The sequence below is a fragment of the Neochlamydia sp. S13 genome (assembly GCF_000648235.2).
In the GTDB taxonomy this organism is placed as follows: domain Bacteria; phylum Chlamydiota; class Chlamydiia; order Chlamydiales; family Parachlamydiaceae; genus Neochlamydia.
Genome location: NZ_AP017977.1, coordinates 196388 through 220704, shown reverse-complemented (window position 1 = coordinate 220704; position 24317 = coordinate 196388). Strand labels below are relative to the sequence as shown.

Here is a 24317-nt window from a genome sequence, read left to right as displayed (position 1 = left end):
TTATTGGACATTATTTTCATCTATCAATTTTTCTGAATTTAAAATGTCTGTCCTTTAAGCATTAAAAGATGCTCCGCTAAGGGACCTAACGACCATGCAGGAAAAAATGTTAAAGCTCCTACGATAAGGATCACGCATAAAAGTAAAAAAGCGAACAAAGGAGAGCTAATGGAAAAGTCCCCTGAAGAAAGAGGAGAAGCCCTTTTAGAGGCAAGTAAACCCGCTATAGCAAGGCTAGACAAAATTATTGAACTCCTACTTATTAACATGACTATTCCCAGGAAGAGATTGTAATAAAGTGTATTAGCATTTATTCCAGCAAACGCACTACCATTATTACCTGCAGCCGATGAAAAAGCATATAAAATTTCTGATAAACCATGAGGACCCTGGCTTCCTAAGCTAGCAAGGGCTTCTGGCAGTATGCAAGAAAGTCCACTCCCTATGAGGATGAGAAAGCTAGGCATTAAAATAGCTAGCATTAGCCATTGCATTTCTTTTCTCTCAATTTTTTTACCTAAGTACACTGGCGTCCTTCCTACCATAAGACCTGCAAGAAAAACTGTAAGGATGGCAAACATGATCATCGAGCATAGCCCTACCCCTATCCCTCCAAAAACTATCTCTCCTAGCATCATGTTAAGCATAGCCATTCCTCCGCTTAGAGGGGATAGACTAGAAAGCATAGCATTAACTGAGCCATTTGACGTAGCTGAGGTTGACATAGCCCATACAAGACTAAGGTTAGTTCCTAGCCGGGTCTCTTTTCCTTCGAGGAAAGGAGAGGCATCCATAGCAAGATCCATGAGTTTTTCCGCATAGAAGGAAATACTTAAGCCGACCACCCAAAGAGCTATCATAACAGCGAAAAGATTCCATGCATGCTTTTTAGAATCGATTAAGATTCCATAGGCATATACGGAAGCTGTTGGTATTAGCAAAATAGCAAGCATTTCAAAAAGATTGGTAACAGGGGAAGGATTTTCAAAAGGATGTGCACTATTAGCATTAAAAAAGCCTCCACCATTTGTTCCCAGCTGTTTGATAGCTACCTGTGAGGCTACTGGCCCTAGAGGAATGATTTGCTGAGAATTTTCCAAAGTAGTCACTTCACTATAAGGAGAAAAGGTTTGAACGACCCCTTCGCTAACCAATAATAAGGCTAGTAGTATAGAAAGAGGTAACAGTATATAAACGATAGAACGGATAAGATCGCTCCAAAAATTGCCTATGTGTTTAGTATTTTTGCTCACAAGGCCCCGAATTAAAGCTAATAAGGTAGCCAATCCAGTGGCTGCGCTCAAAAAATTGTGCACGGCCAGCCCAAGCATTTGCGTCAGATAGCTCATCGTGGTTTCGCCTGCATAGGCTTGCCAATTAGTATTAGTAATAAAGCTTATCGCAGTATTAAAGGCTAATGGCCATGGAACTGATGGAAAATGCTGAGGATTAAGAGGAAGGAGGTGCTGTAAAAGCTGCAGAAAAAAAAGGCCTAAAAAGCTTATGATATTAAAAATAAAAAGAGCTGTCGCATATTCAAGCCAGCTCATCTCTTTTTTTGCATCTACGCTACTGACGCGATAAGATAAATGCTCTAAGCCTCCTAAGAGAAAATGCACGGCAGTTTTTTGACCGGTAAATATTTTAGCCATATATCTACCTAGAACAGGTGTTAACACCATGAGAAGAGCAGGAAAGAAAAGGAGTGTAGCCCAATCGGCATAGGACATAAGTACTCTTCTCTTAGAATTTTTCAGGGTGAAGTAGGGTATATATCAAATAAGCTAAAACGGCAAATGTTAAGGCTCCCGCTAAAATAAAATCCATCGGCATACTCATCCTGCACAATTAAAAGCTATCCTATAAATTGTACATTAGCTATCTCAAAAAAATTTTACAAATAAAATAAGCAAAATAGCAATAGAAAAGTGATCCAGAAAAAAAGCCATTCTTAATTTTTTGTTAAATTTAGGATAGCTATTTTTACAATAAAGGAGCTGGATTTTTGATAAGATGAGCATAATAATGAGAAAAGGCTGCCGCTTGATCGCCATCTATGATCCTATGGTCAAAGCTCCATGATAAATTGAGAACATCCCTGAGCACTACTTGATCATTACAAGCCCATGGCTGTTTTTGAATACGATTAACGGCTAAGATAGCTACTTCAGGATAATTGATGATAGGCGTTGCCCATAGCCCCCCATCCCCTAAGACTCCAAAGTTACTGATAGTAATAGTCCCTTCTTTCATCTCACTCGGCTGAAGCTTATTGGTATTAGCTTTGTTTTTAAGTTCTTCATAAGCATAAATCAAATCGATTAAAGAAAGAGCTTGAACATTTTTAAGTACCGGTACAATTAATCCCAAGGGCGATGCCATGGCAATGCCTATATGATGATGCTGATGAATGATCAGCTTATGTTGATCCACCGAACTATTAAACTGAGGAAATTTATTTAAAGTTAAACTTAAAGCTTTAAGCAGAAAAGGCATATAAGTGACTTGAATATTCTTCTTAGCCCCCTCTTCTTTAAATTTTTGGCGTAAACGCACAAGCCTTGTCGCCTCAGCTTTTTCAAAATAAGAAAAATGAGGAATTTTACGTTTAGATTCTACCATTTTCTGGTACATTAAATTTTTAATACCTATGATAGGAAGCTCTTTATCTCCTTCAAGACGAAGAACATTGGTATCTAAATTTTCCTTGAGCGAGGGTCGAACATATTGACGTAAATCTTCTGGTCTTACGCGGCCTGCTTTGCCCGTTCCCTGAATCTGAGAGATATCAATTCCCATTTCTTGAGCTAATTTCCTTGTAGAAGGCAGAGCTAAAACATCTGACGATTCAGGTGCAAGAGCAGAGGCAGCGGTATGGCTAGGAGCAAGTGGGGACAAAGGACAAGGCTTAGGGAGAGAATTTTCTTTAAGCCTAGACTGAGGCGGGGGCACTGCTGTATGCCCTTCAAGTAATTCTATATCGTAAAGAGGTTTTCCTTTAATCGATATCTCTCCAGGCTTATAGTAATGTTTGACGACTTTTCCAGGATAAGGGGAAGGAAGTTCTACAGTAGCTTTATCAGTCATTACAATTACGACAGCTTCATCTTGCAGGACGGTATCCTGGATATCTTTAAGCCATTCAACCACTTCTCCTTCGATAACCCCTTCCCCAATATCAGGCAAGGTTACGGTATGAATTTTAGCCATGGAGTCTTCCGTTTAGTAATCAAGGGTTTCTAAAATTGCCTTTTTAACGCGAGGAGTATCAGGCAGATATTCTTTCTCTAAAGTATGAGGAAAAGGCGTATCTAAGCCGCAGCAACGTTTAACAGGTGCTTGAAGTTTTAGTAAGCAACGCTCATGAATCAACGCCGAGAGCTCGGCACCAAAACCTTGAGTTAAAGGCGCTTCATGACAAACAACGCAGCGACCTGTCTTATTGACTGATGCTACCAAGGTGTGAATATCTAAAGGATTTAAAGTACGTAGGTTTATAACTTCTACCTCAATGTTTTCTTGCTGGGCCAGCTCCTCTGCCGCCTGCTTATTTTGATGATGCTGTGCTCCCCAGCCAATCAAGGTTATGTCCCTACCTGTACGTTCCACATGGGCTTGGCCAAAAGGAATTAAATATTCTTCTTCGGGTACTTCTTGCTTTAAAGAGCGGTAAATCCTTTTGGGTTCTAATAAAAGGACAGGATCATTGGAGCGAATAGCAGAAGCAAGCAATCCTTTAGCATCATAAGGAGAAGAAACTACTGCTACCACCAGGCCAGGAATATGGAGGAAGAAAGCCTCTGGCGATTGAGAGTGGTAATGTCCTCCATGAATCCCTCCTCCATAAGGAGTGCGTATAACCATTGCGCTGCTGTACTGGTTACCCGTGCGATAGCGCATCTTAGCCATCTCGTTGACAATCTGGTCAAAAGCTGGATAGATATAATCGGCAAATTGAATTTCGCAGATAGGCTTAAGGCCTTTTTGTGCAATGCCTATGCCAAAACCTATGATGCCAGCCTCTGCCAAAGGAGTATCAAAGCAACGCTCTTCTCCAAATTTTTCTTGCAAGCCTGTGGTTACGCGAAAGACCCCTCCGAAGGCACCTACATCCTCGCCAAAAGTTAGCAAACGTGAGTCACGTGCAAACTCTTGATGAAGAGTGTGATTTAAAGATTGGATAATATTCATGATTGCCATGTTAACCTACTAAACAAATATGGGGTGGTTTATTCATGATAAAGAGATTGGATGTCTTCGTACTGAGCTGCAAGGCTAGCTGGCACTTCAAAATATACATCTTCTATAAGAGAATGTAAAGCAGGCCTACCGGTCTCTTTGGCCACCTGGATGGCTTCTGTAATTTCTTTATTAATAGAGTCTAAGTAACTTTTTTCTTGTTGCGCATCCCATAAACCTTTCTTTTCCAAAAAATTCTTTAAGCGAGTGATAGGACAAGCTAGTTGCTTTTCTAAAACTTCTTTCTCTTGACGATAAACCGAAGGATCATCCGAAGTAGAATGAGCTCCTAAGCGATAGGTCATGGCTTCAATGAAAACGGGGCCTTGACCTTCTATGCATGCCTGTCTAGCTTGGGACACCGCTTCATAAATAGCAAAAAAATCGTTACCATCGACGCGATAAGTCGTTACATTTCTTCCTATCACTTGGGGTGCCACTCCATCGCTAGTAAACTGGCATGAGGCTGGCGTAGAAATGGCATATCCATTATTTCGACAAAAGAAAATCGCAGGAGCTTTTCTTACCGCCGCAAAATTCAAGCCTACATGAAAGTCCCCTTCGGAAGTGGCTCCTTCACCAAAATAAGCTACAGCCACTGTATTTTCTTTTTGAATTTTCATGGCATAAGCACAGCCAGCAGCATGAGGAATTTGCGTACCAATAGGGGAAGATACTTGTACAACATTTAAAGCACGAGATCCAAAATGATTGGGCATTTGCCTTCCCAAAATAAGATCTTCTTTATTACAAAACATATGGTGAATATATTGCTGGGGAGTGAATCCGCGCCAAAGGATAATACCACTTTCCCTATATTGAGGATAAAGCCAATCTTCAAATGAAAGAGCAGCAGCACTTGCAACAGAGCAGGCTTCCTCCCCCAAAGAGCTTAAAGCAAAGGAAATCATTCCTTGCCGTTGAAGGGTTATCATTCTTTCATCTAAGCGGCGTGTTAAAACCATTGTTTGATAAGCTTTAACTAAAACCTCGTCCGCAATATTTACCTTACAATCCGGAGAAAGTTCACCTTGGGCATTTAAATAGGTACGCGTTGGAATGGCCATTTTTATTTATTCTCCCATCAAGCTTGATCGTATTAAGGCGAGCTAAATTCTCCACAATTTTAAATGGCTAGCAAACTCAGTCGTACATTTTAACATAAAAAAATTTATGAAGCTGCTTATTTTATTCTTTCTATTGATTTTGGCCAATTACTGTTCGCGTTAAGAGGGAAATGGATGAGGAGAAGTTTAAAGAGTAAGAGAGTTTTTTTAGGCGATTAAAATCGGTTAAAATATAATCATTTAACCTTAAGCCTCCTTTCGCAGAAAAAGCTTCTCCTAAAAACCTAAATAATACTACTACGTGTCAGCCCCCTATGTTGTGTCTGAATTTTTGAATGTAATCCTTTAATAATTAATTACTTAGAAAATAACTTCAAAGTCGGGATTACCATTTACCCTTTTTGCCAAGCTATTCACGACTCATCTAAAACGCTATTTTTTGATTCCTCTTAAATTTAACGTAGTAGTAATAAGGCGACAGGGGCTTAGAATCAACGGTATGCAAAAAAAAGCTGGTTAATTCCCTAGGTGCTCTAGAGGAAAAAGGGTTGAATATCATCTTTTAAGTTTTAAGGGTAAGTTGCCAGCCAACCGACCCTCCTCAGGATCTTCCACCTTGGAAATTAGCCTATCCTTCGGTTTTAAGACGACAATGAAAGCATTAATCCGGACAAATTAGCTTTTTTTCAAAGTAATCCCCTCTACTAAGCTTTAAGTACAGCCATAGTCGATAGCCAAACTGCCTAGGCAACTAAAAACACTTTATAACCAAGCAAGGGTAAAGAGTTAAAGATAGCAAAAGCCTTCAAGAGTATATGCGTTCACCAGCTTCCCCACCTATTAAATGCTTATTTATCGCCCAATTGCCTGCTACTGATCAATAAGGTTAATTCTCGCTAAATCGGTAAAGAAATGGATTATATTCGGGAGAGGCATGCCAAGAGGCAACCACTAGCTTAGCTTTCCGGTCTATTAATTCCCAGCGGCTATAAAAAAGATAACTATTCCTAAAAGTTCGAGCTTTTTTTGGACAAAAGCTAATATGTAAGGGTTCGTCTTTGAAATGCTGTTGATGATGTGTTTTCCACAATGTCTCTTCATCTCCTATTCTTTTCCAGTGTTTACATACCTGCTGAGCATTCACAAGCTCTTGGGGGGAGAGAAAAGAAAAAATATGCACAATCAATTCTTCTGGTATCGTTTTTATTGAGGGAGGGGCCTCAGTAATAAGACGCCAAGGGTGCAGATCTATACAATTAAAAGGATTAAAGTTAAAAAAAAAGCATCCCATTATAATGACTCCTTGATTAATAGAGTTAAAAAATTCCCAAAACAAATTGTTTTTTTAAATTAAAAAAAATTTAGCAAACAACAATATTACCTAATTTTCTCTATTCTTCTTTTTGCCCGCCTCCCTTCACAACCTTAAGCTCTTTTGATGATTAAAGCTTTGACTTTGATTCATCCATAACAGCCTCTCGGAAAAAATTGGATTATATGCGGGAGAGTCACGCAAAGCGGCAGCCTCTAGCTTAGCTTTCCGGTCTATTAATTCCCAGCGGCTATAAAAAAGATAACTATTCCTAAAAGTTCGAGCTTTTCTTAGAAACAAGCTAATATATAAGGGTTTGTCTTTGAAATGCTGGTGATGATGTCTTTTCCACAATGTCTCTTCATCTCCTATTCTTTTCCAGCGTTTACATACTTGCTGAGCATCCACAAGCTCTTGGGGGGAGAGAAAAGAAAAAATATGCACAATCAATTCTTCTGGTATCGTTTTTATTGAGGGAGGGGCCTCAGTAATAAGACGCCAAGGGTGCAGATCTATACAATTAAAAGGATTAAAGTTAAAAAAAAAGCATCCCATTATAATGACTCCTTAATTAATAGAGTTAAAAACATTCTCAACGCAAATTGTCTTTTTAAGTTACTCACCTTACGCACAGATGAGCTGAATAAATTATTCTAAGAATATATTTTTTTCTTTGAAAAGAGGAGAAAAAAATGAAACTTGATCTTCTTGATATTTATATAGATTATCTTATCAGCATTATTCTCTTTGCCCGTCTCCCCTCACAACCTTAAGCTCTTTTGATGATCAAAGCTTTGACTTTAATTCATCAATACCAGCATCTCGGAAAAATCTCTTCCCTTATAATCGGGATGGGCGCGCAAAGCGGCATCCTCTAGCTTAACTTCCCGTCTTATTGATTCGTACAGGCTATAAAAAAGATAACTATTCCTAAAAGTTCGAGCTTTTTTTGGACAAAAGCTAATATGTAAAGGTTCGTCTTTGAAATGCTGTTGATGATGTCTTTTCCACAATGTCTCTTCATCTCCTATTCTTTTCCAGTGTTTACATACCTGCTGAGCATTCACAAGCTCTTGGGGGGAGAGAAAAGAAAAAATATGCACAATCAATTCTTCTGGTATCGTTTTTATTGAGGGAGGGGCCTCAGTAATAAGACGCCAAGGGTGCAGATCTATACAATTAAAAGGATTAAAGTTAAAAAAAAAGCATCCCATTATAATGAATCCTTGATTAATAGAGTTAAAAAATTCCCAAAACAAATTGTCTTTTTAATTTAAAAAAATTTAGCAAACAACAATATTACCTATCTACTATAATTATTCATGCCAACATGGTAAGCGATCGCAGGATAGATAGGGCTTTAGAGGAGATTTTATGGAGCACCTACACCGCCAAAAATACTCCCAAATAGCTATTTTTTCTATTTGCTAAGCTTTTTGATTTGCATTTGTTGCTTAGCATCAAAGGCTTAGTTAGCCTGCACGATTGGCCGCTTACCATTTTATACCTTTTGCCTTTCAATAGTTTATGCAAGATGTTATGAAGAATGGACTTAATGACTACTTAGCGAATAATCATCTAAAAATTTATCAGAAGACCTTAAGGACATAACATGTTTATCAGTTATAACAAAGTAAGAATGCATGACACGGATATGGCAGGTATCCTTTATTTCGCTAAGCAATTTCGCTTTGTACATGACGCGCTAGAAGATCTAATGGACCAGGAAGGAATTACTTTGGATCACCTTTTCCACCATTCCTCGTTCGCCTTCGTAGTTGTACATGCTGAAGCAGACTACCTAAAGCCGGTTAAAGTAGGAGATGCATTAGAGGTGCATGTTGAAGTTGCTCATTTAGGAACAACCTCCTTTTCTTTTGCTTACAAAATTTTCAGAAAAGTAGACCATCTGCTGATCGGTAAAGCCAAAACTGTACACGTTTGCCTGGATACTCAGACCCGCTCAAAAATAACACTTCCCGACGAACTAAAAAATATATTTAAGAAATATCAGCCTATTCAGCAAAAAACTTAGCTTTTCTCTTTTAAAAAGTTGTATGAGCGCCTGAATAATAGCCTTAATTTCCAACCTCTCCTTATTTTGGAGGAGGCAAAAATGAAAATTTTTTTGGCGTATTTTTTAGCTTATACGCTTTAAAGAAACCTAGTCTACATATCCAACCCTCTGAAAGCTTTCTTGCTAGTTAAAAAGAGGACTTTTATAAAGTATGGGGCTGCATAATAAATAACTCAAAAGCGTCTTCCTATAAATTTGTTTGTTCTTGCCTAACCATAGGTTTTAAATCTTTTTGAAGCTTGTGGCTAGCATACCTAAGTGCCCGGCTGTCTTGCTGGACGGCCGCAAGAACAATTTCCTCATGGTTCCGCAGTTCTTCACTAGCATACTGAAGCGCCAAATCGTTTTACTTAAATAGCGCTAAGAACGATTTCCCTATTATTCTGTAGTGCTGCGCTAGCATAATAAAGCGCCGAGCCGTTTTGCTGGACAGCCGCAAGAACGATTTCTCTATTCTTCTGAAGTGCTGCGCTGCTATACCGAAGCGCCAAACCATTTTAAGGAAAGCAAGGCTGATTATTGTGGGAACCAATAGACAGGTAGGGTAGACAGGTAGGGGGGAAAACATTAATATTTTAACCTTAGCTATGGCTTATAAAGGAAAAGCCTTTCCTTTGGCGTGGTTTGCAATGAATAAAGCTGGTAATCCTTAGCAGATTAAAATTGAACAGCAGATACATAGGCGAAATTAGAGGATTTCAATCTTTTAAAAGGACTACTTAAAGCCTCTACTCAGATTTCCTAGGCAGGTATTCAATATTTCCTGCGTTAAGTAAATACTTAATGATGCTAAGCATGCGATAAACATGCTCGAGACAACTTTAAAGAATAAAAATCTAGGCTGCTAAAAAGGACGAGCACATTTAAGGCTAGAAACTTTTTGCCTTTTATGTTAAAAGTTTACTTTTTAATAGGATGTATTGATGAAAAACTTATTCTCACTTTTAAGCTTTTGCTTATCTATAGTTGCTTTTCCTTGTTTACATGGAGATTGCCGAGGCAAGATTGATGTTGCTCCTACTTTCGTCCATCTAGATATTGTGAACTTTGGAAAAACTGTTAAAACCATGGACCTCCCTACTATAAAAATCGACGCTAATGCTCTTGTCTATAAAGGGTTATGCATTAGGCCTGGTTTTATGTATGGATCCAATCGAGGCACCTTGTTAACCACAGGTTGTGGCTTAGGCTTTACTATTCCTTCTAAAAGGTGGTGTTTTACTCCTGCGATCGGTGCTAACTACACTCAGCTTAAGACTAAGATTCCCTTAAAAATCGCAGATTTTAAGTTAATAGCTAAAGAAAAATTTCGCTCTTGGTCCCCCTATATTTCTATCGAAGTTTTTTATAGAATTGCAAAGGGCTGCCGAGTAGGCTTAATGGTACAATATGCCTGGAGTCGCAGTCATACGACCATTAAAAGCATGGGCACAGACAAAAGCAAGAGCAACGCTAAAGGTCCTAGCTATGCACTCCTGATAGAAAAAGACCTTCATGAACAATGGTCACTTAATCTAGGTTTTGCTTACAACATTAGCTTAACACGCGAGAAGCATGGCCTTAGAGGCTATGGCATGAAAACAGGCTTAGCCTACTGGTTTTAGAAGGTAGATTCTAATAAACTTGCTTACTTTAGAAAGTCGGGCGAAACCAAACAGCTCACCCGGCTTATAAAGAAATATGCTTAGGTAAGGCTTTATTCTGATGATAATAGGATACTCCTGCCGACTGAATGATTGCTCCTCCTAGGCATTTTTCGCCTTCATAGAATACAATTGACTGCCGAGGGGTGACGGCACGTTGAGGAACATCAAAGACAACCTTTAACTGCCCGTCTGTTTCTGTCATAATGGTGCAGGCTTGATCTGTCTGCCGATAGCGCACTTTGGCTCTGCAAGCCAAGGGTAAGGTTGGCCTTCCATGAGGAGAGACCCAGCTGGCTTCACAAGCGACTAATTCATCACAAAAAAGGGCGGGATGATGAGCCCCCCGTTCAATATAAACCACATTACGCTCTAGATCTTTACCAACAACAAACCAGGGCTCTCCTTGTCCTCCAATCCCCATTCCCCTGCGTTGACCTATGGTATAATAGGCCACTCCATCATGTATACCTATGACTTGCCCTTCAAGAGTTTCAAAGTTTCCAGGCCGATAAGCAATATATTGACTTAAAAATTGTTTAAAATTGCGCTCACCAATAAAGCAGATGCCTGTACTATCTTTTTTAGCAGAAGTAGCTAAACAATGCTCCTGTGCAATTTTTCGAACCTCCGGCTTGTGAAGGTTGCCAACAGGAAAAAGAACTTTAGAAAGCACGTGGGATTTAATGGTATATAAAAAATAGCTTTGATCTTTACCAGAGTCTATCCCTTTTCCCAGAATGCTTTCCTTATCATGGGTAAAAGATTGGCAATAATGTCCGGTAGCTAAATAATCAGCGCCTAATGCCAATGCCTTTTCAAACATGACTTTAAACTTGATCTCGCGATTGCATAAAATGTCAGGATTGGGTGTATATCCCTGCTTAAACTCTTCTAAAAACTGATTGAAAACATTTTCTTTATATTCTTTGACAAAATTAACCGCATAATAAGGAATGCCTATTTGCTCACAAACGCGTACAACATCTTCATATTCATAAGAAGCTTTACAGGTTCCATGCTCATCGGTTTCTTCCCAATTTTTCATAAACATTCCAATTACATGATACCCTTGCTGCTTTAGTAGCAGCGCCGCTACAGACGAGTCTACGCCCCCAGACATTCCTACAACAACAGTTTTTTGCCTATTTGGTATCATCATAGCCTTATCTTATTAATTTTTATGCTTTGCCGGAAAGAGATGTTAAAGTGTTTTTTTCTTTTTCAGACCGGGCAACTAGCACGGCACAGCAAGAAGTCCCAAAAACGTTAACTACTGCTCTACACATATCTAAAAGGCGTTCTACTGCTAATACTAAACCAATAGCATCTACAGGCAATCCTATCGTATGTAAAACCAAGATAGCTCCTACAAGACAAGCTGAAGGTATTCCTGCCATGCCTATAGAAGAGAAAATAATTAAAAGAAAAATAGTCGCAATCGAGCCGAGACTCCAAGTCACACTATAAACCTGGGCGATAAAAAAAACGGTCACACAAATAAATAAGGCCGAAGCTGTAAGATTTAATGAGGTACCTAGCGGCACGGTAAAGCTGCAAATCCTATTCGACACATGGGCACGTTTTTCTAAGCATTCTAAGGTTAAAGGCAGGGTAGCTGCAGAAGAACTAGTAGAAAAAGCTGTTAACAAAGCAGGAGCCATTGCGCGCACATGAGCAAGAGGGCTAACTTTAGCGACAAACTTTAATAGTAGCGGCAAAACAATCCCCGCATAAATAAATAAAGCAATAAAAAATGTTAAAGTAAACCAAGCTACTGAGCGAAAAGTTTCTATTCCTGTAGTAGCTACTACTTTAGCTACAAGACCAAAAACACCGATCGGCAAAGCACGCATAACCAAATGAGTAATTTTCATCATCACCTGAAAGATAGCATTCCAAAAGCCTAGTATAATCTGACTGGGGTAGGGGTCTATAGTAGAGGTAAAATATCCAAACAATAAACTAAAAAAGATGAGCCCTAGCATCTGCCCTTGGGAGGCAGCAGCTAAGATATTAGAAGGCACAAGCTTCAAAAGGAGCTGTTCAATTTTTTGAAAACTTCCGCTTTGCCCTTGAGCATGAAGTTCTACTAATCTACTTGCTTGTGGATGGCTACTTTTTAACTCTTCTACTGGCTGGCCTATGCCTGGCTTAATGAGCATAACGCAAACCAATCCCACCACTACAGCTAGCACCATAGTCAAAATAAAATAACTAAAAGTTTTATAGCCTAAGGTCCCTAATGCCCCTTCACTTCCCATACGAGCAGCCCCTACAATGATTGAAGAAGACACTAGAGGTACAACCACTAATGTTAGAGCATTCAGAAATAATTGACCTATTAAGTTATATAGCTGAACGAAAGGCACTCCCCCCAACGCTTTATCTGCTCCCGACCAAAGACCGGCCCCCACAGCTAAAAAAATGGAGGCAAAAACTTTAATCAAAACTTTATTTTTCATATAACTACCCAAGTAAAATAAGGAAATTATAAAGAAAAATTTCTTTTTTCAAAATGAAATAATATAAAGACCGCCTGAATCGGGTGTAATTAAAAGTGTTGGCAAGATAAGGAAGGATTAATACATACTGAAAATGTAGCAAAAGGAGGTTCATATGTTTAACGAAGAAGAAGTTAATAAAGTATTTAATCGCTTAAAGAATCATCCCAACTTATTAGAATCCATTAGAGAATTATTAGATATTACCGAAGGAGTTAAAGGGATTGAAGTGGCGGATGATGCGGAATTTGCTCTTATTCCCGAAGTTAGAGGCTTAGGAAAAAAATGCCTTGAGGATTGGGCAAAGCATCAAGTAAATGAACAAGAAGCTAAGGCTCGGGAAATGAAATTAAGACGGCACTCAAAAAAAAACTAAATTGGCATACAACATTTGGGATAGTAGGCATGGAAGAGAGATGCTTCCTACAAGCAGGAAAATTGATTAGACCCTTTTCCTTGTCTTCCAAGGTTAGATGTAGAGGGTATTCTTTACCGTTAGAGCGAGCAATAACCGACTTTGGAGCAGATATTGCGTTTGGAAAAGTAGGGGAAAAGATGAAGGAGCATTATGGAATTGAAGCTCCCTCTTCCATGGTTAGATTGATTACCCAAAAGCATGCAAGCAAAATAGCTAAGCTAAAAAAAGAAACGTCGAGCCAAGAAGCAATTATTATCAGTGAAACAGATGGGAGTATGGTACCCATTGTGGAGATAGATGAGGCCGACAAACAAGCAAAAAAAGATGCAAGAAAAGCACGGAAAGTATGTTGGAAAGAAGCCAAACTAAGTTTGGCAAGAGGCAAGGATAGAGCCAACCGCTTTTATGCTGGTAGTATTGGAACGGCAGAACAAGCGGGTCAACAGATGCTAGAATGTGCTTCTTTAGCGGGTCTGAAAGAAGGCAGCTATGTGCATGTCGTAAGTGATGGTGCTCCGTGGATAGCTGAACAAGTAAAGCTAAAATTTTGCAATCGAAGCGGTCACTTAATTGATTTTTATCATCTGTGTGAATATTTATCCGAGGCTGCGATTTGGTGCAATATTTTTGAGCCAAAAAAGTGGTTAGAAGAAAGTAAAGAGAAGTTAAAAGCTGGAAAAAGCCGAGAAGTTTTCAAAGAGATTGAAATTAAGTTCAAGGGGCTAGATCATCCTGAGCAGGAGAATGGCTTAGTGAGATGTTATAGATATATGGAAAAAAGACTGGATATGATGAATTATAAAAGCGCTTTAGATAAAGGCTTACCGATTGGTTCAGGCGAAATAGAGAGTAGCCATAGGCATGTGGTGCAAAAGAGGCTGAAAATAGCGGGAGCTTGGTGGAAGGCAGAAAATGCTAATGCGATACTGAACTTAAGAATAGGTAGATTAAATGGCCACTGGGAAGCTTACTGGAGTTCCTACAAAACTGCTGCTTAAAAAGAATTGCCAACACTTTTGTTTACACCCGCCTGAATCCAAACCTTTAAAGTCAACCACAAGTTAGCTAAAGATAGAAGCTTTATGCCCACACGCTAAGATATCTACTTCTGCAGGCAAATTAAAAGATTGCGCCCTCATCCCTAGAGAAACAGGAAGATAAGCCTAACCTTTAATAAAAGAGAAGAAAAGTCACTTCTTTACTTTTTAAGAATAGAGTGGCTAGCTTAATTGAGAAAAATAGCTTTTTATTAGCTCATCCTTTTCTTTTTAAGCCATCTTACTTGCCTTTATACTTTTTAGGTTAAAGGAATTACCATCCTCCCTTGTAATCAATCATAATGAGGCTTTTATAAAAGATAAGCTCAATTCCTGCGGTTAGGCGTTTTTAAGTTCCATCCAAGAGTTTAAATTGTTAAACCAAGAGATTTAGTTTCTTGATAGATTTCTACATAGCTGCAAGGATTGCAAGCTTACTCTTGCTATAGATAGTTAGAAAATTTTAACCAGCAAGTTAGGCATATAAGTGTAGAGAAAAGGCCTTGCATTGGATAATCTACGAGGTTAAATGCTAAATCTTTTCCAAAAATTTTTCTAATTTTTCATGCTCTCTTATCAAAGGAGAGATTAACATCAAAAGAGGGAGGTTGATTAATTGTAGAAAAAGCTCTTATAATTTACTCCTATGTTTACCCATATTTTTTTCTTAATTTTAGCTCTCCTGCTAATGAATAGCTTACCAGAGACTTCAGCGCCAGCAGTTCACTCTGCCTGGAGTGCTTTTGGCATATCCTTGCTTCTTTATATAGGATTATGCAGTACCTTCTTTTTCCAATACCCTCTTTTAAAGAAGCTGTTTAAAAGAAAGCCGAGTTTTATTCTCTTCATTATAAATATAGAATTGTTAGCCTACCTTAGCGTTTATCAATATCTCTTAGATGCTGGCCGTCTATTTCATAGAATTCCCTTCATGCAAAACATGCATTTTCCTAACATTCTGTGGGAACTTAGCCTATATTTAGGAGGGCTAGGACTTTTTTATGCTCTTTCATTTGTAAAGTTTTATTCTTACAGCATTTCGGAGACACGCTTTTATTATGCTCAACGGCAGCTACAGCTATTGATTCCCTTTTTCCTTCCCTTTGTTATTATCACCCTGGTTTTAGACATTTTTAACGCCCTGGTAAGCTCGCAGGTTTCTGCAAAAACTCTTGAATGGATGTCTGCCTCTTTCAGTCTCTTCATCGCTATCTTGCTATTCATTTTTCTTCCCTTTTTCCTTCAAAAAATTTGGAAATGCAAACCCTTACCTGCAGGAACGTTAAATAATCGCTTAACAATGATTTGTCAAAAGTCGGGATTTAAACATGCAGGCATGAAAACATGGACGGTAATGCACGATCAACTGACCGCGGGTATTATGGGAGTCATATCTCCTTTTCGATATGTGATGTTCACAGAGCGACTTTTAAAAGAACTTTCAACGGAAAGTATTGAAGCCATCCTGGCCCATGAAATCGGCCATAATACTCATCGTCATTTATTGCTTTATCCCTTTATTTTAGGTGGTATCATTCCACTTACCGGTATATTTTTTTATTTTTTTTCTGCCCCGTTGTCCTACATTCTAGCTCAAGAAAAGGCTTGGCCTCTTTCCGTGGCAGGAAATTTTTTCCATACACTCAAGATTTTTTCTTTTTATGCTCTTATTACCTTAGGCTATTTTCGCGGCATGTTTGGCTTCTTCTCTAGGCTTTTTGAAAGACAGGCAGACTTGCATGTCTTTAAAGTCGGTTTACCTTTGGAATCTATGATTAATGCTTTAGAAGCTGTAGCCTATGCTAATGGAGACTATGCCACTCCTAACTGGCATCATTACAGTATCAAAGAAAGAGTAGAGTTTTTAAAGTCTTGCCTGCTAAACCCTCTATTAATCGAGCATCATCATCGTAAAGTAAAAAAAGCTCTTCTGATCTATTTTGCCCTTTTCGCCACTGCTTTAACCTTTCTGCTTTATCTCATGATTAGCTTATAGAACCATTCACTAAGCCGCAATTTATACCTCAGCGGGAACTTTTATTGAGAGAAAAACATAAGCAATGGTATAGATCTTTTTAAGTTTCATTCAACGTTTATCCAGAGGTCAATTGATGCCAAACTCTTTCCCTTCCCTGCATATTTTGCAGGACTATTATAAAAAGCAGGAAAAAAATGCTTTGGAAGAATATTTTACTTTTTTACGTTTTCAAAGTATTAGCTCAGAGATAGGCTATAAATCCCAGATGGAAGCCTGTGCCCAATGGGTGATGAGCTATCTTAAAAGGATGGGTTTTGAGGCTGAAATTTGGCCTACTAAAGGGCATCCTGTCATCTTTGCCTCTTACATGAGGGCCGGCCCCTCTCAGCCCACCTTATTAATTTACAATCATTATGATGTTCAACCTGTTGATCCCCTAGAGGCATGGCACACTCCCCCTTTTGAGCCTACTATTCGCCACGGAGAGGTCTATGCACGTGGCGCCCAAGACAATAAAGGACAATGTTTTTACACACTTTTTGCCCTCAAAGCTCTCATGAATATTGATGGAAAATTACCAATTAATGTTAAATTTTGCATCGAAGGAGAAGAAGAATGTGGCAGCTTAGGCCTTTCAGAACTATTGGCACATAAAAAGAAAGAACTTGAAGCAGACTATCTTGCCATTGTTGACTTAGGACTTCGCCATCCTACAGCTCCTGCAGTTACCTTAGGGGTTAGAGGAATTGTAACCATGGATGTGGAAGTTAAAGGTACTAAGACAGATTTACATTCAGGTTCATATGGAGGAATAGCTTATAATCCCCTGCATGCGCTTGTAGATATTTTATCACAGCTAAGAGATTCAACAGGCCGTATAAAAATTCCTGACTTTTACAAAGATGTGCAGGAGCTTAGCCCAGAGGAAAAACAAAGAATTACTTTTGATTTTGACGAGCAAGAGTATTTCTCTACATTTGGAGCTAAGCCTACGGGAGGAGAAAAAAACTATACACCCCTAGAAAGAAGCTGGCTTAGACCGACAATAGAAATTAACGGAATCTCAGGAGGATATGTAGGAGAAGGCTTTAAAACTGTCATTCCTTCTCAAGCTATAGCTAAGTTATCGTGTCGGTTAGTCCCTCACCAATCTCCTGAGGAGGTTGCTAGGAAAATAGCTAACTTTATTGAACAAAAAGCTCCCGAGGGCGTGGAAGTGAAAGTTCATATCCATGCAGGCGGAGGCAAGGCATTAAGAGTAGAGCCTTCATCTAAATGTGTACAAGCTTTCGCTAAAGCTTATGAGGAGGTGTATAAGACTTCATGTGCTTTTACATATTCTGGGGGATCGATACCGATCGTCCAGCAGCTTTCTGAAGCCAGCCAAAGCGAGGTTGTTCTCATGGGATTGGGCTTGCCTGATGATCAGATTCATGCTCCTAACGAGCATTTTGGAATCGATCGATTAGAAAAAGGTTATTTAATTATTGCACGAACTCTTGAATTTTTAGCCAATTAGGAAGGTAATTATGCATCTAATTAAACGTAATTTATGGACCCTGGTATGGTTTTCCTTAGTTTTTAGCCAAGGTTCTCTTTTAAGTTCTAAAGAAATCAGTTCAAATGTTCTTTTACAAGACTTTACACAAATTGCTGACCAAGCAATTCCTGCTGTCGTTTCCATTCAAGTTAAAACAAAAAGCTTTTTTCCTCCGCGCAGCAATTTCTTTAATGATGAGTTTTTTCAACCTTTTCAGCCTTTTTTTGGTGCTCCTCTTTATCCTGAGCCCTTGCCTGAACTAGAAATCAATCAAGGTTCTGGATTTATTGTCTCCTCTGACGGTTATATTATTACTAATAGCCATGTTGTCAACAAAGCTACTGAAATAGAGATCATCCTCAATGATAAAAGAAGCTTTACTGCTACTATTATTGGACAAGATCCTAGCACCGATGTAGCAGTGTTAAAAATTGATGCGCAAGGTTTACCTTACCTTAAGCTAGCTAACTCGGATGAGATTAAAGTAGGCCAATGGGCTGTGGCTATTGGCGCTCCCCTAGGCTTAGAGGCCAGTTTAACCGTCGGCGTGGTGAGCGCTAAAGGCCGGAATAACCTAGATATTGCTCAAATTGAAGATTTTATTCAAATAGATGCTGCGGTTAATCGGGGTAATTCGGGAGGTCCTCTTCTGAATTTAAAGAGTGAGGTGATTGGCATGAATACAGCCATTATATCAAGAAATGGTAGCGGCCATATGGGTATTGGCTTTGCAATCCCTAGCAATATCATTAAAAATGATTTTGAACAAATTTTAGAAAGCGGAACCATCTCCAATGGTTTTATAGGGGTTGCTTTGCAGATAGTCGACAAAGACCTTGCCAAAGCGTTAGGCTTAGAAAAACCTCAAGGAGCCCTTGTAGCAGAGGTAAGTAAAGATTCACCCGCAGAAAAAGCTGGCATTAAACAAGGTGATGTCATTCTCCAATATAATGATCGTTCATTTAACACTATTGGAGAGCTAAGGAATGCGATTGGCTTGATGAAGCCAGGCAGCAAATTAACCCTTACCATTCAGCGCAAAGATATACCACCTTTTACCCTCACTCTAGAAGTTGGCAGGATGCCTAGCTTAGGAGAAAGAACTTCTAGCTTGACGCAAAAAGAAAACAAATTAGGTCTTGAAATACAGGAACTTACACCTGAACTTTCCCGCTCTTTAGGATATGGTGATCAAAAGGGCGTAGTGATCTCAAAGATTTTACCTAATAGCGCCGCTGCATGGACGGGTCTAAAAAAAGGAACCTTAATCTTAAGCCTTGATCAACAGCCTGTTAGCAGCGTGGATCAGTTTAATAAGCTTTTGGATACCCATGATAGCAATAAGCCAGTCCTTCTGCTGGTTAAGCAAGGAAATACCACACGTTTTATTTCTTTATGGGTAAAATAAGGGAGATAATTAAGTGCGAAGCTATATTTAGCTTCGCACTTCTTCTAAAGACTTAATTTTGCTTTACATCGTATTTTTGAAGTTCTTGTAGTTCTTCTTCTTCCCCATCTAGCTCTGCTTCGCTAGAGTCTAAAGGAATAGCAAAAACATCTGTTGTATCCGGATTGCTATGTAGATTGAAAGGAACTTTTTCCTCTGTAACAGCTGATTGATCGGCTGCAGGTGCTGCTGTAACTAACATAGGTATCATCGTATACAATAAGATAGAAACTAATTTTAATTTCATCGGTTCTTCTCCACAGGGTTTAATTTAGAAACAGCACTTTTATAGCAAATTCTTTCAATTTCGGTAAAGGAAAGCTCTATTTCCTAAAAAAATAGAACTTAAAAAAAACTGAAAAGGTAGGAAAAAACCTCCTGGCTATCAGATAAATAACCTCCACAGTGGGCTAAATAGCTTACCTAAATTAAAGGCAGGCTGATCATCTAAGAAAAGATAAGAGTTGGCAAGCAATTGCAGATAAAGAGCTAAGAAGCTAAACCTCTTAGGCCAAAGAGGGAGCTATTTCTTAGGAAAACAGAAAAGCTGCAAGCTAAATTTGATTATTTTCAGACACGGTCACTTTGCAAGCGTTATTTTTTTCTTTTTCTCTTGCTTCCTTTTCCTCTTTAGCTTTTTTCTCGATAAGGAGATTAGCCACTCCCCCCGACCAATAAAGAGTTTTGTCATCAATTTTTTTGATAAGAAAGCCTATTCCTACAATAGCTAGAGGAGTAGCTACTAATAAAGCAACTCCTAGAGGAGAAGCTAAGGTGAGACCAGCTACGATTGAACCTACCACAGAAAGAAGCGTTAAAGATAAGGTTCCAATCACAATTGCCAAGGCAATAATTTTTTTTTGCTTAAAGTCGGTAGGATATTTTTCTTTGCATATTTGTATGGCTCTAACTGTGGGGTTCTCTTGTTCCTCTATTTTAATAGAGGGAGGTACCCGGGAGGTTGTCCTTACAGAAGGGTGGATCATGGCTCATCCAAATTTTATTACTCAAAAGTAATTATAGTTAATACCTTTAAATAAAACAAGTCATATAAACTAAAAAAAACTCTTTTTTATATTACTTGCTATAAACAAAAAAACTTAATTTAATTCATTAAGGCAATTTTTTAACAAATTTTGGAAAGCTGAGCTAGAGCGGATAGAATCAAACTCAACTTTAGAAAGAATAGGGGCGGTATAAGGCATCCCGTGCCTAATTGCAGATTCTAACCACCTTACAGCAGGTTTAGCTGCACCTAACTGAGCATAGCTGAGGGCATTGGTAAGAGCTGCTTGGTAGCTAGGGGCCTCGCTAAATATTCGATCACCTAATTGAATGGCTTCTTTCCACTCTTGATTATGATAAGCTAAATCTTGTAATAGCTGCCAAATTGGCAGATGAAATTTATTTTTAAGAGGGTAAAGAATTTCATAGGCCGCTTTATACTCTCCTTTTTCACTTAATAAAAGAGCTTCATGATAGGTGGCCTGCCTATATATCACACCTGATTGCGTCAGGTTTCGAATATTTCTAAATTTCTCGGAGGCCTCTTGCTTTCTGCCTTCCTCTAGGTCTTCTTCTGCAGCTTTTAATAAATTTTTAATCGCATCGTTTTGATCCTGCTCCTGCATAGAGGAAGTACTTTGCCAGGAGCGATAGCTTTCAAAAGCTAAAATTAAAAACATAGATCCTGCCAAAGTGGCCTGGAAAGCAAAAAAGAATAAACCTACACCTGTAGCAATAAGAATACTTAAAAGAGAGGCAATTTTAATTCCTCGTAAGCCTAATAAACCTTCCAAAGCTATACTTAAAAGGCGCCCTCCATCCAAAGGCTGTACAGGCAGCAGATTAATGATTGTCCAAAAGGTATTGACATAGAAACAGATTTCCAAAGCAAAAATTCCTAGATTGGAAGAATGTTCACCCCATCTGTTTAAAAATAGATAAGTGCCCCATGCCAGTGCAAAGCCAAAAAGAGGACCCGCAAGGACAATGATAAATTCTTGCCATAGCTTAAGCTTAGGGCCTGTTCGATAGGTTGCTCCTCCTAAGCCAGCAAGCTCTATAGTAGAACTTTGGCCAAAAGCAAGCGCGGATAAAGCATGCCCATATTCATGCACAATTATGGAAAACGTAATAACGATTACCCAAAGAACAGTCTTAATCAAAGCAGCATGGATAGAAGTTATCTCTGAAAAACTGTTTAACCAGCCGATAATCAAAGTTAAAATCCAAAAAAAAGGATAGATACGCAGAGGGATTTTTCCAGGAATAGTAACCATTATTTCTTTTATGCCTTTTGCTTCTTTTTAAGACAGCTTGTTATATTATATTTTTTGAGCTTTCCATCTGTTTTATCTTATCAGCAGCTCTTCCTTTTGTGCCACTAGAATTGCAGTCACCTATTTCTCCTAGGAGGAGGCCTAATGGGCCAAAAGTTATGGCTACAAATTTGTTTTCCTAAATTTTCATTTATTAGGCAGCCTTTCCCTCGCCATCCCTGCTCCTTTCTCGCTTATTATTGGGTAGATCCCTTCTTTCTGACTTTTTTCTAAATAAACCTATAAATTTATAAAAGAGAAAGTAGCAAGAGAAAATGCTTCAGCAGCGATGGCTTAAGTTCAGCAAAGAAGGGATATAATTCTTTAAATGTTAAATAAACCGGCAACAAAACTCTGTTCCCTAAGATGGGACTCTTCCTACTTTTCTTGCTCTAATCCTTAAGCTTGCCCTTGCCTCATTTCATCTATTTTACGATCATATCGCCCGTTCTTCCCTTTGCTTAATTAAAGGCAATTACAAAAACACCTAAGCTAGCCGATATTTTTTAAGACTGAAAGGCATGAAGATCCATCATCAGTCTCCTCAACCTCAAATCACTTAACCCATTTTTTCTTTTTATTCTTCAAGCCCTATGTGGTATACTTTCTTTTTACTTAACCTAATTTACGAAAAAACTTTTTATGATTTTAGATTTTTTAAAAGGCAGCTATACTAGATTAAAAAAAGCCTTATCCAAAACAAGTGCTGTATTAGGACATAAGCTTAAGGCCCTTTTTACCAAACCCCTCAATGAGGAAACTTTAGAGCAAATAGAACGTACTTTATATGAAGCGGATTTAGGGGTTAAAATGTCCGCAACTTTAACGGAGAAAATTCGCCAGTTACACATCAGCCATCCTCTTTTAAAACCGGAAGATTTAGTCAAAGAAATCCAACAAGAGATTATCCAAAGTCTTAAGAGCCCTTCCCTTTCTGTCCCAGCTATGGACTCCTCTATCCCTCATGTTATTTTAGTTGTGGGAGTTAATGGGAATGGTAAAACCACTTCAGCTGCTAAGCTCGCCAAGTTCTACCATAGCCAAGGTAAAAAAGTCTTACTCGCCGCAGCTGATACCTTTCGCGCTGCTGCCGTCGAACAGTTGGAGCGCTGGGCGCAGCTCTTAAATATTCACATTGTTAAAGGAGCTGCCAAAAGTGACCCTGCCTCAGTTGCTTTTGATGCGGTAACCTCAGCCAAAGCAAGGGGAGCAGATATATTAATCATTGATACTGCTGGAAGGCTACATACCAAAGCTAATCTTATGCAAGAGCTTGAAAAGATCAAAAGATCCTGTCATAAAGTGCAAAATAGTACACCTCAAGAAATTCTTTTGGTGCTTGATGCAACCACAGGACAAAATGCAATCGATCAGGCCACTATTTTTCATAAACATACCCCTATTACTGGTTTAATTCTTACTAAGGTTGATGGAACAGCAAGAGGAGGAATTGCTATTAGCATTCAACAACAGCTGGGCATTCCTATCAAATATATTGGTTTTGGTGAGGGGGTAGAAGATTTTGAGCCTTTTAATGCTGAACGCTTTGTAAAAGCGCTGTTTGATGAATAAAAAGTTATAAACTCCAATTTTTATATTAAAGTCATTCGATTGGAAATATCATCCTTACCTAAGCAAGATTTAAACTTACCAAATCTTTAAGAAAATTAATTTTTTTTCTCTAGCTTTTCATAATTTCTGAAAAGCAGGCCTCTTATATTCTATATGTTTGAAAGCAAGCATAATAAAATATTTTTACATTCTCCTCCATTACCTTCTTGTTCAAAACTCATAAAATCGTTAAAAGAAATTATAAGTTAAAATGGAGATTAATCATGAAAAAAATCTTAATTCGCGTCACAATTTGGAGCGCCACGCTTGCTATTTCATCTCTTAGATTGTTTGCACACGGTGGAGGTGATCATGGAAGCGTTAAGGGAGAAGGGCATCCTTCTTATGAAGGCTTTCATGGAAAACACGATCATGGTTGGGAACATCATCATGAAGATCATCAGTGGCATCATGACCATGGGCATAGCAATGTGTATGTGGTAGATCCCTGGTATAATCCAAGCTTCGTCTATAGTGATACTTCTGTCACCTATCCCTATTATTACAATGGTTATCCTTATTACTACTATCATCCTAATTATTACTGGGATAATGGGATTAATGTTAACTTAAATATAGGTAGTTAATCTTTTTTACATGACTGGGCTTAATTATTATAAACTCTTGCTAGGTAATTTTTAAAATTATTAGAAGAAGATTCCTGCTCATTTATTAAGGGAGAAGCAGCTGAAAAGAGCGGGTAGAAATTAAGTTTCTTATAACCAAGCATTTATACTAATCAGTATTAGAACATGAATGCAATTTTTAAAAGTTATTTAGTACTCTTTAAACCACAACGGTAAATTAGATAGGAAAAGATTGAATATCTGGATAATGAGTTTAAAGTTAAATTTAATTACTTCAAGAAGTTAGTAGGGAAAATCACACACTTTAAAATAAATGAAACAGTTAGCTAAATTTTTCTCCTCATTAAAAAAGCTTCAAATAAATACGAATGAAAGAGCGTGGCATCAGCCAGAAAAGTGGGGGCCATTTTAAGCCTTTAAAATTTAGTGAGTAGGATTGATTAGCGGTTGAATTTAAATGTGTATGTTCGATAGCTTGGAAGGTTTTTTTCTTCCCTTTAAGGACTGTTCTATTGAGGAAAAGGCCTGCTTAAAAC

The 24317-nt window shown here is 38.5% G+C and carries 24 protein-coding genes; 9 read left to right on the top strand and 15 right to left on the bottom strand.

The features are described 5' to 3' along the window. Nucleotides 1-38: 38 nt before the first annotated feature. From kdpA to TY21_RS00835, 8 genes are all read right to left on the bottom strand, one after another. A complete protein-coding gene (gene kdpA, locus TY21_RS00870; RefSeq protein WP_042239780.1) occupies nt 39-1730 on the bottom strand; it encodes a potassium-transporting ATPase subunit KdpA in 1692 nt (563 codons plus the stop codon). A gap of 13 nt (nt 1731-1743) precedes the next feature. Further along, nucleotides 1744-1827, bottom strand: coding sequence for a potassium-transporting ATPase subunit F (locus tag TY21_RS11780; RefSeq protein WP_368665340.1), 84 nt, complete (start codon nt 1825-1827; stop codon nt 1744-1746). A gap of 156 nt (nt 1828-1983) precedes the next feature. Further along, nucleotides 1984-3210 carry a dihydrolipoamide acetyltransferase family protein gene (locus TY21_RS00860; RefSeq protein ID WP_042239777.1) on the bottom strand — a complete coding sequence of 409 codons (1227 nt, stop codon included), beginning with the start codon at nt 3208-3210 and terminating at the stop codon, nt 1984-1986. Between the two features lie 12 nt (nt 3211-3222). Next, nucleotides 3223-4200 (bottom strand): alpha-ketoacid dehydrogenase subunit beta, encoded by a 978-nt coding sequence (locus tag TY21_RS00855; RefSeq protein ID WP_042239776.1) that lies wholly within the window; start codon nt 4198-4200, stop codon nt 3223-3225. A gap of 29 nt (nt 4201-4229) precedes the next feature. Beyond that, on the bottom strand, nt 4230-5306 hold the full coding sequence (locus TY21_RS00850; protein WP_042239774.1) for a thiamine pyrophosphate-dependent dehydrogenase E1 component subunit alpha: 1077 nt from the start codon (nt 5304-5306) through the stop codon (nt 4230-4232). Nucleotides 5307-6192: 886 nt separating this feature from the next. Beyond that, nucleotides 6193-6597, bottom strand: a complete 405-nt coding sequence (locus TY21_RS00845) for an F-box protein (protein WP_130589451.1) — start codon at nt 6595-6597, stop codon at nt 6193-6195. A 126-nt stretch (nt 6598-6723) separates the two neighbouring features. After that, complete coding sequence (locus TY21_RS00840) at nt 6724-7173, bottom strand: F-box protein (RefSeq protein WP_130589450.1); 450 nt, start codon at nt 7171-7173, stop codon at nt 6724-6726. Nucleotides 7174-7418: 245 nt separating this feature from the next. Further along, nucleotides 7419-7832 (bottom strand): F-box protein, encoded by a 414-nt coding sequence (locus tag TY21_RS00835; RefSeq protein WP_130589449.1) that lies wholly within the window; start codon nt 7830-7832, stop codon nt 7419-7421. Nucleotides 7833-8230: 398 nt separating this feature from the next. On the opposite strand from TY21_RS00835, the gene TY21_RS00830 reads away from it, so the two are divergent. Beyond that, nucleotides 8231-8653, top strand: a complete 423-nt coding sequence (locus TY21_RS00830) for a thioesterase family protein (protein WP_042239871.1) — start codon at nt 8231-8233, stop codon at nt 8651-8653. Between the two features lie 229 nt (nt 8654-8882). Here the strand turns inward: TY21_RS00830 and TY21_RS11775 are convergent, their stop codons facing one another. Together TY21_RS11775 and TY21_RS11770 are read right to left on the bottom strand one after the other, a co-directional pair. Beyond that, nucleotides 8883-9035, bottom strand: coding sequence for a DUF4116 domain-containing protein (locus tag TY21_RS11775; protein ID WP_079979867.1), 153 nt, complete (start codon nt 9033-9035; stop codon nt 8883-8885). 10 nt (nt 9036-9045) lie between these two features. After that, nucleotides 9046-9186, bottom strand: coding sequence for a DUF4116 domain-containing protein (locus TY21_RS11770; protein WP_079979866.1), 141 nt, complete (start codon nt 9184-9186; stop codon nt 9046-9048). Between the two features lie 432 nt (nt 9187-9618). Here TY21_RS11770 and TY21_RS00815 point away from each other — a divergent pair, with 432 nt between their 5' ends. After that, the gene (locus TY21_RS00815; RefSeq protein ID WP_042239868.1) at nt 9619-10299 is read left to right on the top strand and encodes a hypothetical protein; all 681 of its coding nucleotides are present in this window, start codon (nt 9619-9621) and stop codon (nt 10297-10299) included. 64 nt (nt 10300-10363) lie between these two features. On the opposite strand, the gene mnmA is transcribed toward TY21_RS00815, so the two are convergent. Both mnmA and TY21_RS00805 read right to left on the bottom strand, forming a co-directional pair. Continuing rightward, complete coding sequence (gene mnmA / locus TY21_RS00810) at nt 10364-11500, bottom strand: tRNA 2-thiouridine(34) synthase MnmA (protein ID WP_174232784.1); 1137 nt, start codon at nt 11498-11500, stop codon at nt 10364-10366. 19 nt (nt 11501-11519) lie between these two features. Further along, nucleotides 11520-12803 (bottom strand): dicarboxylate/amino acid:cation symporter, encoded by a 1284-nt coding sequence (locus TY21_RS00805; RefSeq protein ID WP_042239864.1) that lies wholly within the window; start codon nt 12801-12803, stop codon nt 11520-11522. A 154-nt stretch (nt 12804-12957) separates the two neighbouring features. On the opposite strand from TY21_RS00805, the gene TY21_RS00800 reads away from it, so the two are divergent. The 5 genes from TY21_RS00800 (at nt 12958) to TY21_RS00780 (ending at nt 19223) form a co-directional block, all read left to right on the top strand. Further along, on the top strand, nt 12958-13218 hold the full coding sequence (locus tag TY21_RS00800; protein ID WP_042239862.1) for a hypothetical protein: 261 nt from the start codon (nt 12958-12960) through the stop codon (nt 13216-13218). A 29-nt stretch (nt 13219-13247) separates the two neighbouring features. Beyond that, nucleotides 13248-14258, top strand: a complete 1011-nt coding sequence (locus tag TY21_RS00795) for a hypothetical protein (RefSeq protein WP_130589448.1) — start codon at nt 13248-13250, stop codon at nt 14256-14258. 727 nt (nt 14259-14985) lie between these two features. Next, complete coding sequence (locus TY21_RS00790) at nt 14986-16293, top strand: M48 family metallopeptidase (RefSeq protein WP_158622994.1); 1308 nt, start codon at nt 14986-14988, stop codon at nt 16291-16293. A gap of 115 nt (nt 16294-16408) precedes the next feature. Then, nucleotides 16409-17794: a dipeptidase gene (locus tag TY21_RS00785; RefSeq protein WP_042243151.1), complete on the top strand. Its 1386-nt coding sequence runs from the start codon at nt 16409-16411 to the stop codon at nt 17792-17794. Nucleotides 17795-17804: 10 nt separating this feature from the next. Further along, on the top strand, nt 17805-19223 hold the full coding sequence (locus TY21_RS00780; RefSeq protein ID WP_052354613.1) for a Do family serine endopeptidase: 1419 nt from the start codon (nt 17805-17807) through the stop codon (nt 19221-19223). Between the two features lie 52 nt (nt 19224-19275). Here TY21_RS00780 and TY21_RS00775 read toward each other — a convergent pair whose 3' ends face one another. From TY21_RS00775 to TY21_RS00765, 3 genes are all read right to left on the bottom strand, one after another. Beyond that, nucleotides 19276-19509, bottom strand: coding sequence for a hypothetical protein (locus tag TY21_RS00775; protein WP_042243148.1), 234 nt, complete (start codon nt 19507-19509; stop codon nt 19276-19278). Between the two features lie 307 nt (nt 19510-19816). Continuing rightward, a complete protein-coding gene (locus tag TY21_RS00770) occupies nt 19817-20248 on the bottom strand; it encodes a hypothetical protein (RefSeq protein WP_042243145.1) in 432 nt (143 codons plus the stop codon). A gap of 114 nt (nt 20249-20362) precedes the next feature. Further along, a complete protein-coding gene (locus TY21_RS00765) occupies nt 20363-21544 on the bottom strand; it encodes a site-2 protease family protein (RefSeq protein ID WP_042243143.1) in 1182 nt (393 codons plus the stop codon). 681 nt (nt 21545-22225) lie between these two features. On the opposite strand from TY21_RS00765, the gene ftsY reads away from it, so the two are divergent. Both ftsY and TY21_RS00755 read left to right on the top strand, forming a co-directional pair. Then, nucleotides 22226-23155 (top strand): signal recognition particle-docking protein FtsY, encoded by a 930-nt coding sequence (ftsY, locus tag TY21_RS00760; protein WP_042243140.1) that lies wholly within the window; start codon nt 22226-22228, stop codon nt 23153-23155. Between the two features lie 263 nt (nt 23156-23418). Next, nucleotides 23419-23781, top strand: a complete 363-nt coding sequence (locus tag TY21_RS00755; protein WP_042243137.1) for a hypothetical protein — start codon at nt 23419-23421, stop codon at nt 23779-23781. Nucleotides 23782-24317 lie beyond the last annotated feature (536 nt).

Coding starts and splice junctions, on each gene's coding strand:
- TY21_RS00800 (WP_042239862.1), top strand. CDS start 12,958: ATGTTTAACGAAGAAGAAGTTAATAAAGTATTTAATCGCTTAAAGAAT.
- TY21_RS00815 (WP_042239868.1), top strand. CDS start 9,619: ATGAAAAACTTATTCTCACTTTTAAGCTTTTGCTTATCTATAGTTGCT.
- TY21_RS00790 (WP_158622994.1), top strand. CDS start 14,986: ATGAATAGCTTACCAGAGACTTCAGCGCCAGCAGTTCACTCTGCCTGG.
- TY21_RS00805 (WP_042239864.1), bottom strand. CDS start 12,803: ATGAAAAATAAAGTTTTGATTAAAGTTTTTGCCTCCATTTTTTTAGCT.
- mnmA (WP_174232784.1), bottom strand. CDS start 11,500: ATGATGATACCAAATAGGCAAAAAACTGTTGTTGTAGGAATGTCTGGG.
- TY21_RS00780 (WP_052354613.1), top strand. CDS start 17,805: ATGCATCTAATTAAACGTAATTTATGGACCCTGGTATGGTTTTCCTTA.
- kdpA (WP_042239780.1), bottom strand. CDS start 1,730: ATGTCCTATGCCGATTGGGCTACACTCCTTTTCTTTCCTGCTCTTCTC.
- TY21_RS00785 (WP_042243151.1), top strand. CDS start 16,409: ATGCCAAACTCTTTCCCTTCCCTGCATATTTTGCAGGACTATTATAAA.
- TY21_RS00755 (WP_042243137.1), top strand. CDS start 23,419: ATGAAAAAAATCTTAATTCGCGTCACAATTTGGAGCGCCACGCTTGCT.
- TY21_RS00850 (WP_042239774.1), bottom strand. CDS start 5,306: ATGGCCATTCCAACGCGTACCTATTTAAATGCCCAAGGTGAACTTTCT.
- TY21_RS00835 (WP_130589449.1), bottom strand. CDS start 7,832: ATGGGATGCTTTTTTTTTAACTTTAATCCTTTTAATTGTATAGATCTG.
- TY21_RS00860 (WP_042239777.1), bottom strand. CDS start 3,210: ATGGCTAAAATTCATACCGTAACCTTGCCTGATATTGGGGAAGGGGTT.
- ftsY (WP_042243140.1), top strand. CDS start 22,226: ATGATTTTAGATTTTTTAAAAGGCAGCTATACTAGATTAAAAAAAGCC.
- TY21_RS00775 (WP_042243148.1), bottom strand. CDS start 19,509: ATGAAATTAAAATTAGTTTCTATCTTATTGTATACGATGATACCTATG.
- TY21_RS00795 (WP_130589448.1), top strand. CDS start 13,248: ATGGAAGAGAGATGCTTCCTACAAGCAGGAAAATTGATTAGACCCTTT.
- TY21_RS00770 (WP_042243145.1), bottom strand. CDS start 20,248: ATGATCCACCCTTCTGTAAGGACAACCTCCCGGGTACCTCCCTCTATT.
- TY21_RS11780 (WP_368665340.1), bottom strand. CDS start 1,827: ATGGATTTTATTTTAGCGGGAGCCTTAACATTTGCCGTTTTAGCTTAT.
- TY21_RS00765 (WP_042243143.1), bottom strand. CDS start 21,544: ATGGTTACTATTCCTGGAAAAATCCCTCTGCGTATCTATCCTTTTTTT.
- TY21_RS00840 (WP_130589450.1), bottom strand. CDS start 7,173: ATGGGATGCTTTTTTTTTAACTTTAATCCTTTTAATTGTATAGATCTG.
- TY21_RS00845 (WP_130589451.1), bottom strand. CDS start 6,597: ATGGGATGCTTTTTTTTTAACTTTAATCCTTTTAATTGTATAGATCTG.
- TY21_RS00855 (WP_042239776.1), bottom strand. CDS start 4,200: ATGGCAATCATGAATATTATCCAATCTTTAAATCACACTCTTCATCAA.
- TY21_RS00830 (WP_042239871.1), top strand. CDS start 8,231: ATGTTTATCAGTTATAACAAAGTAAGAATGCATGACACGGATATGGCA.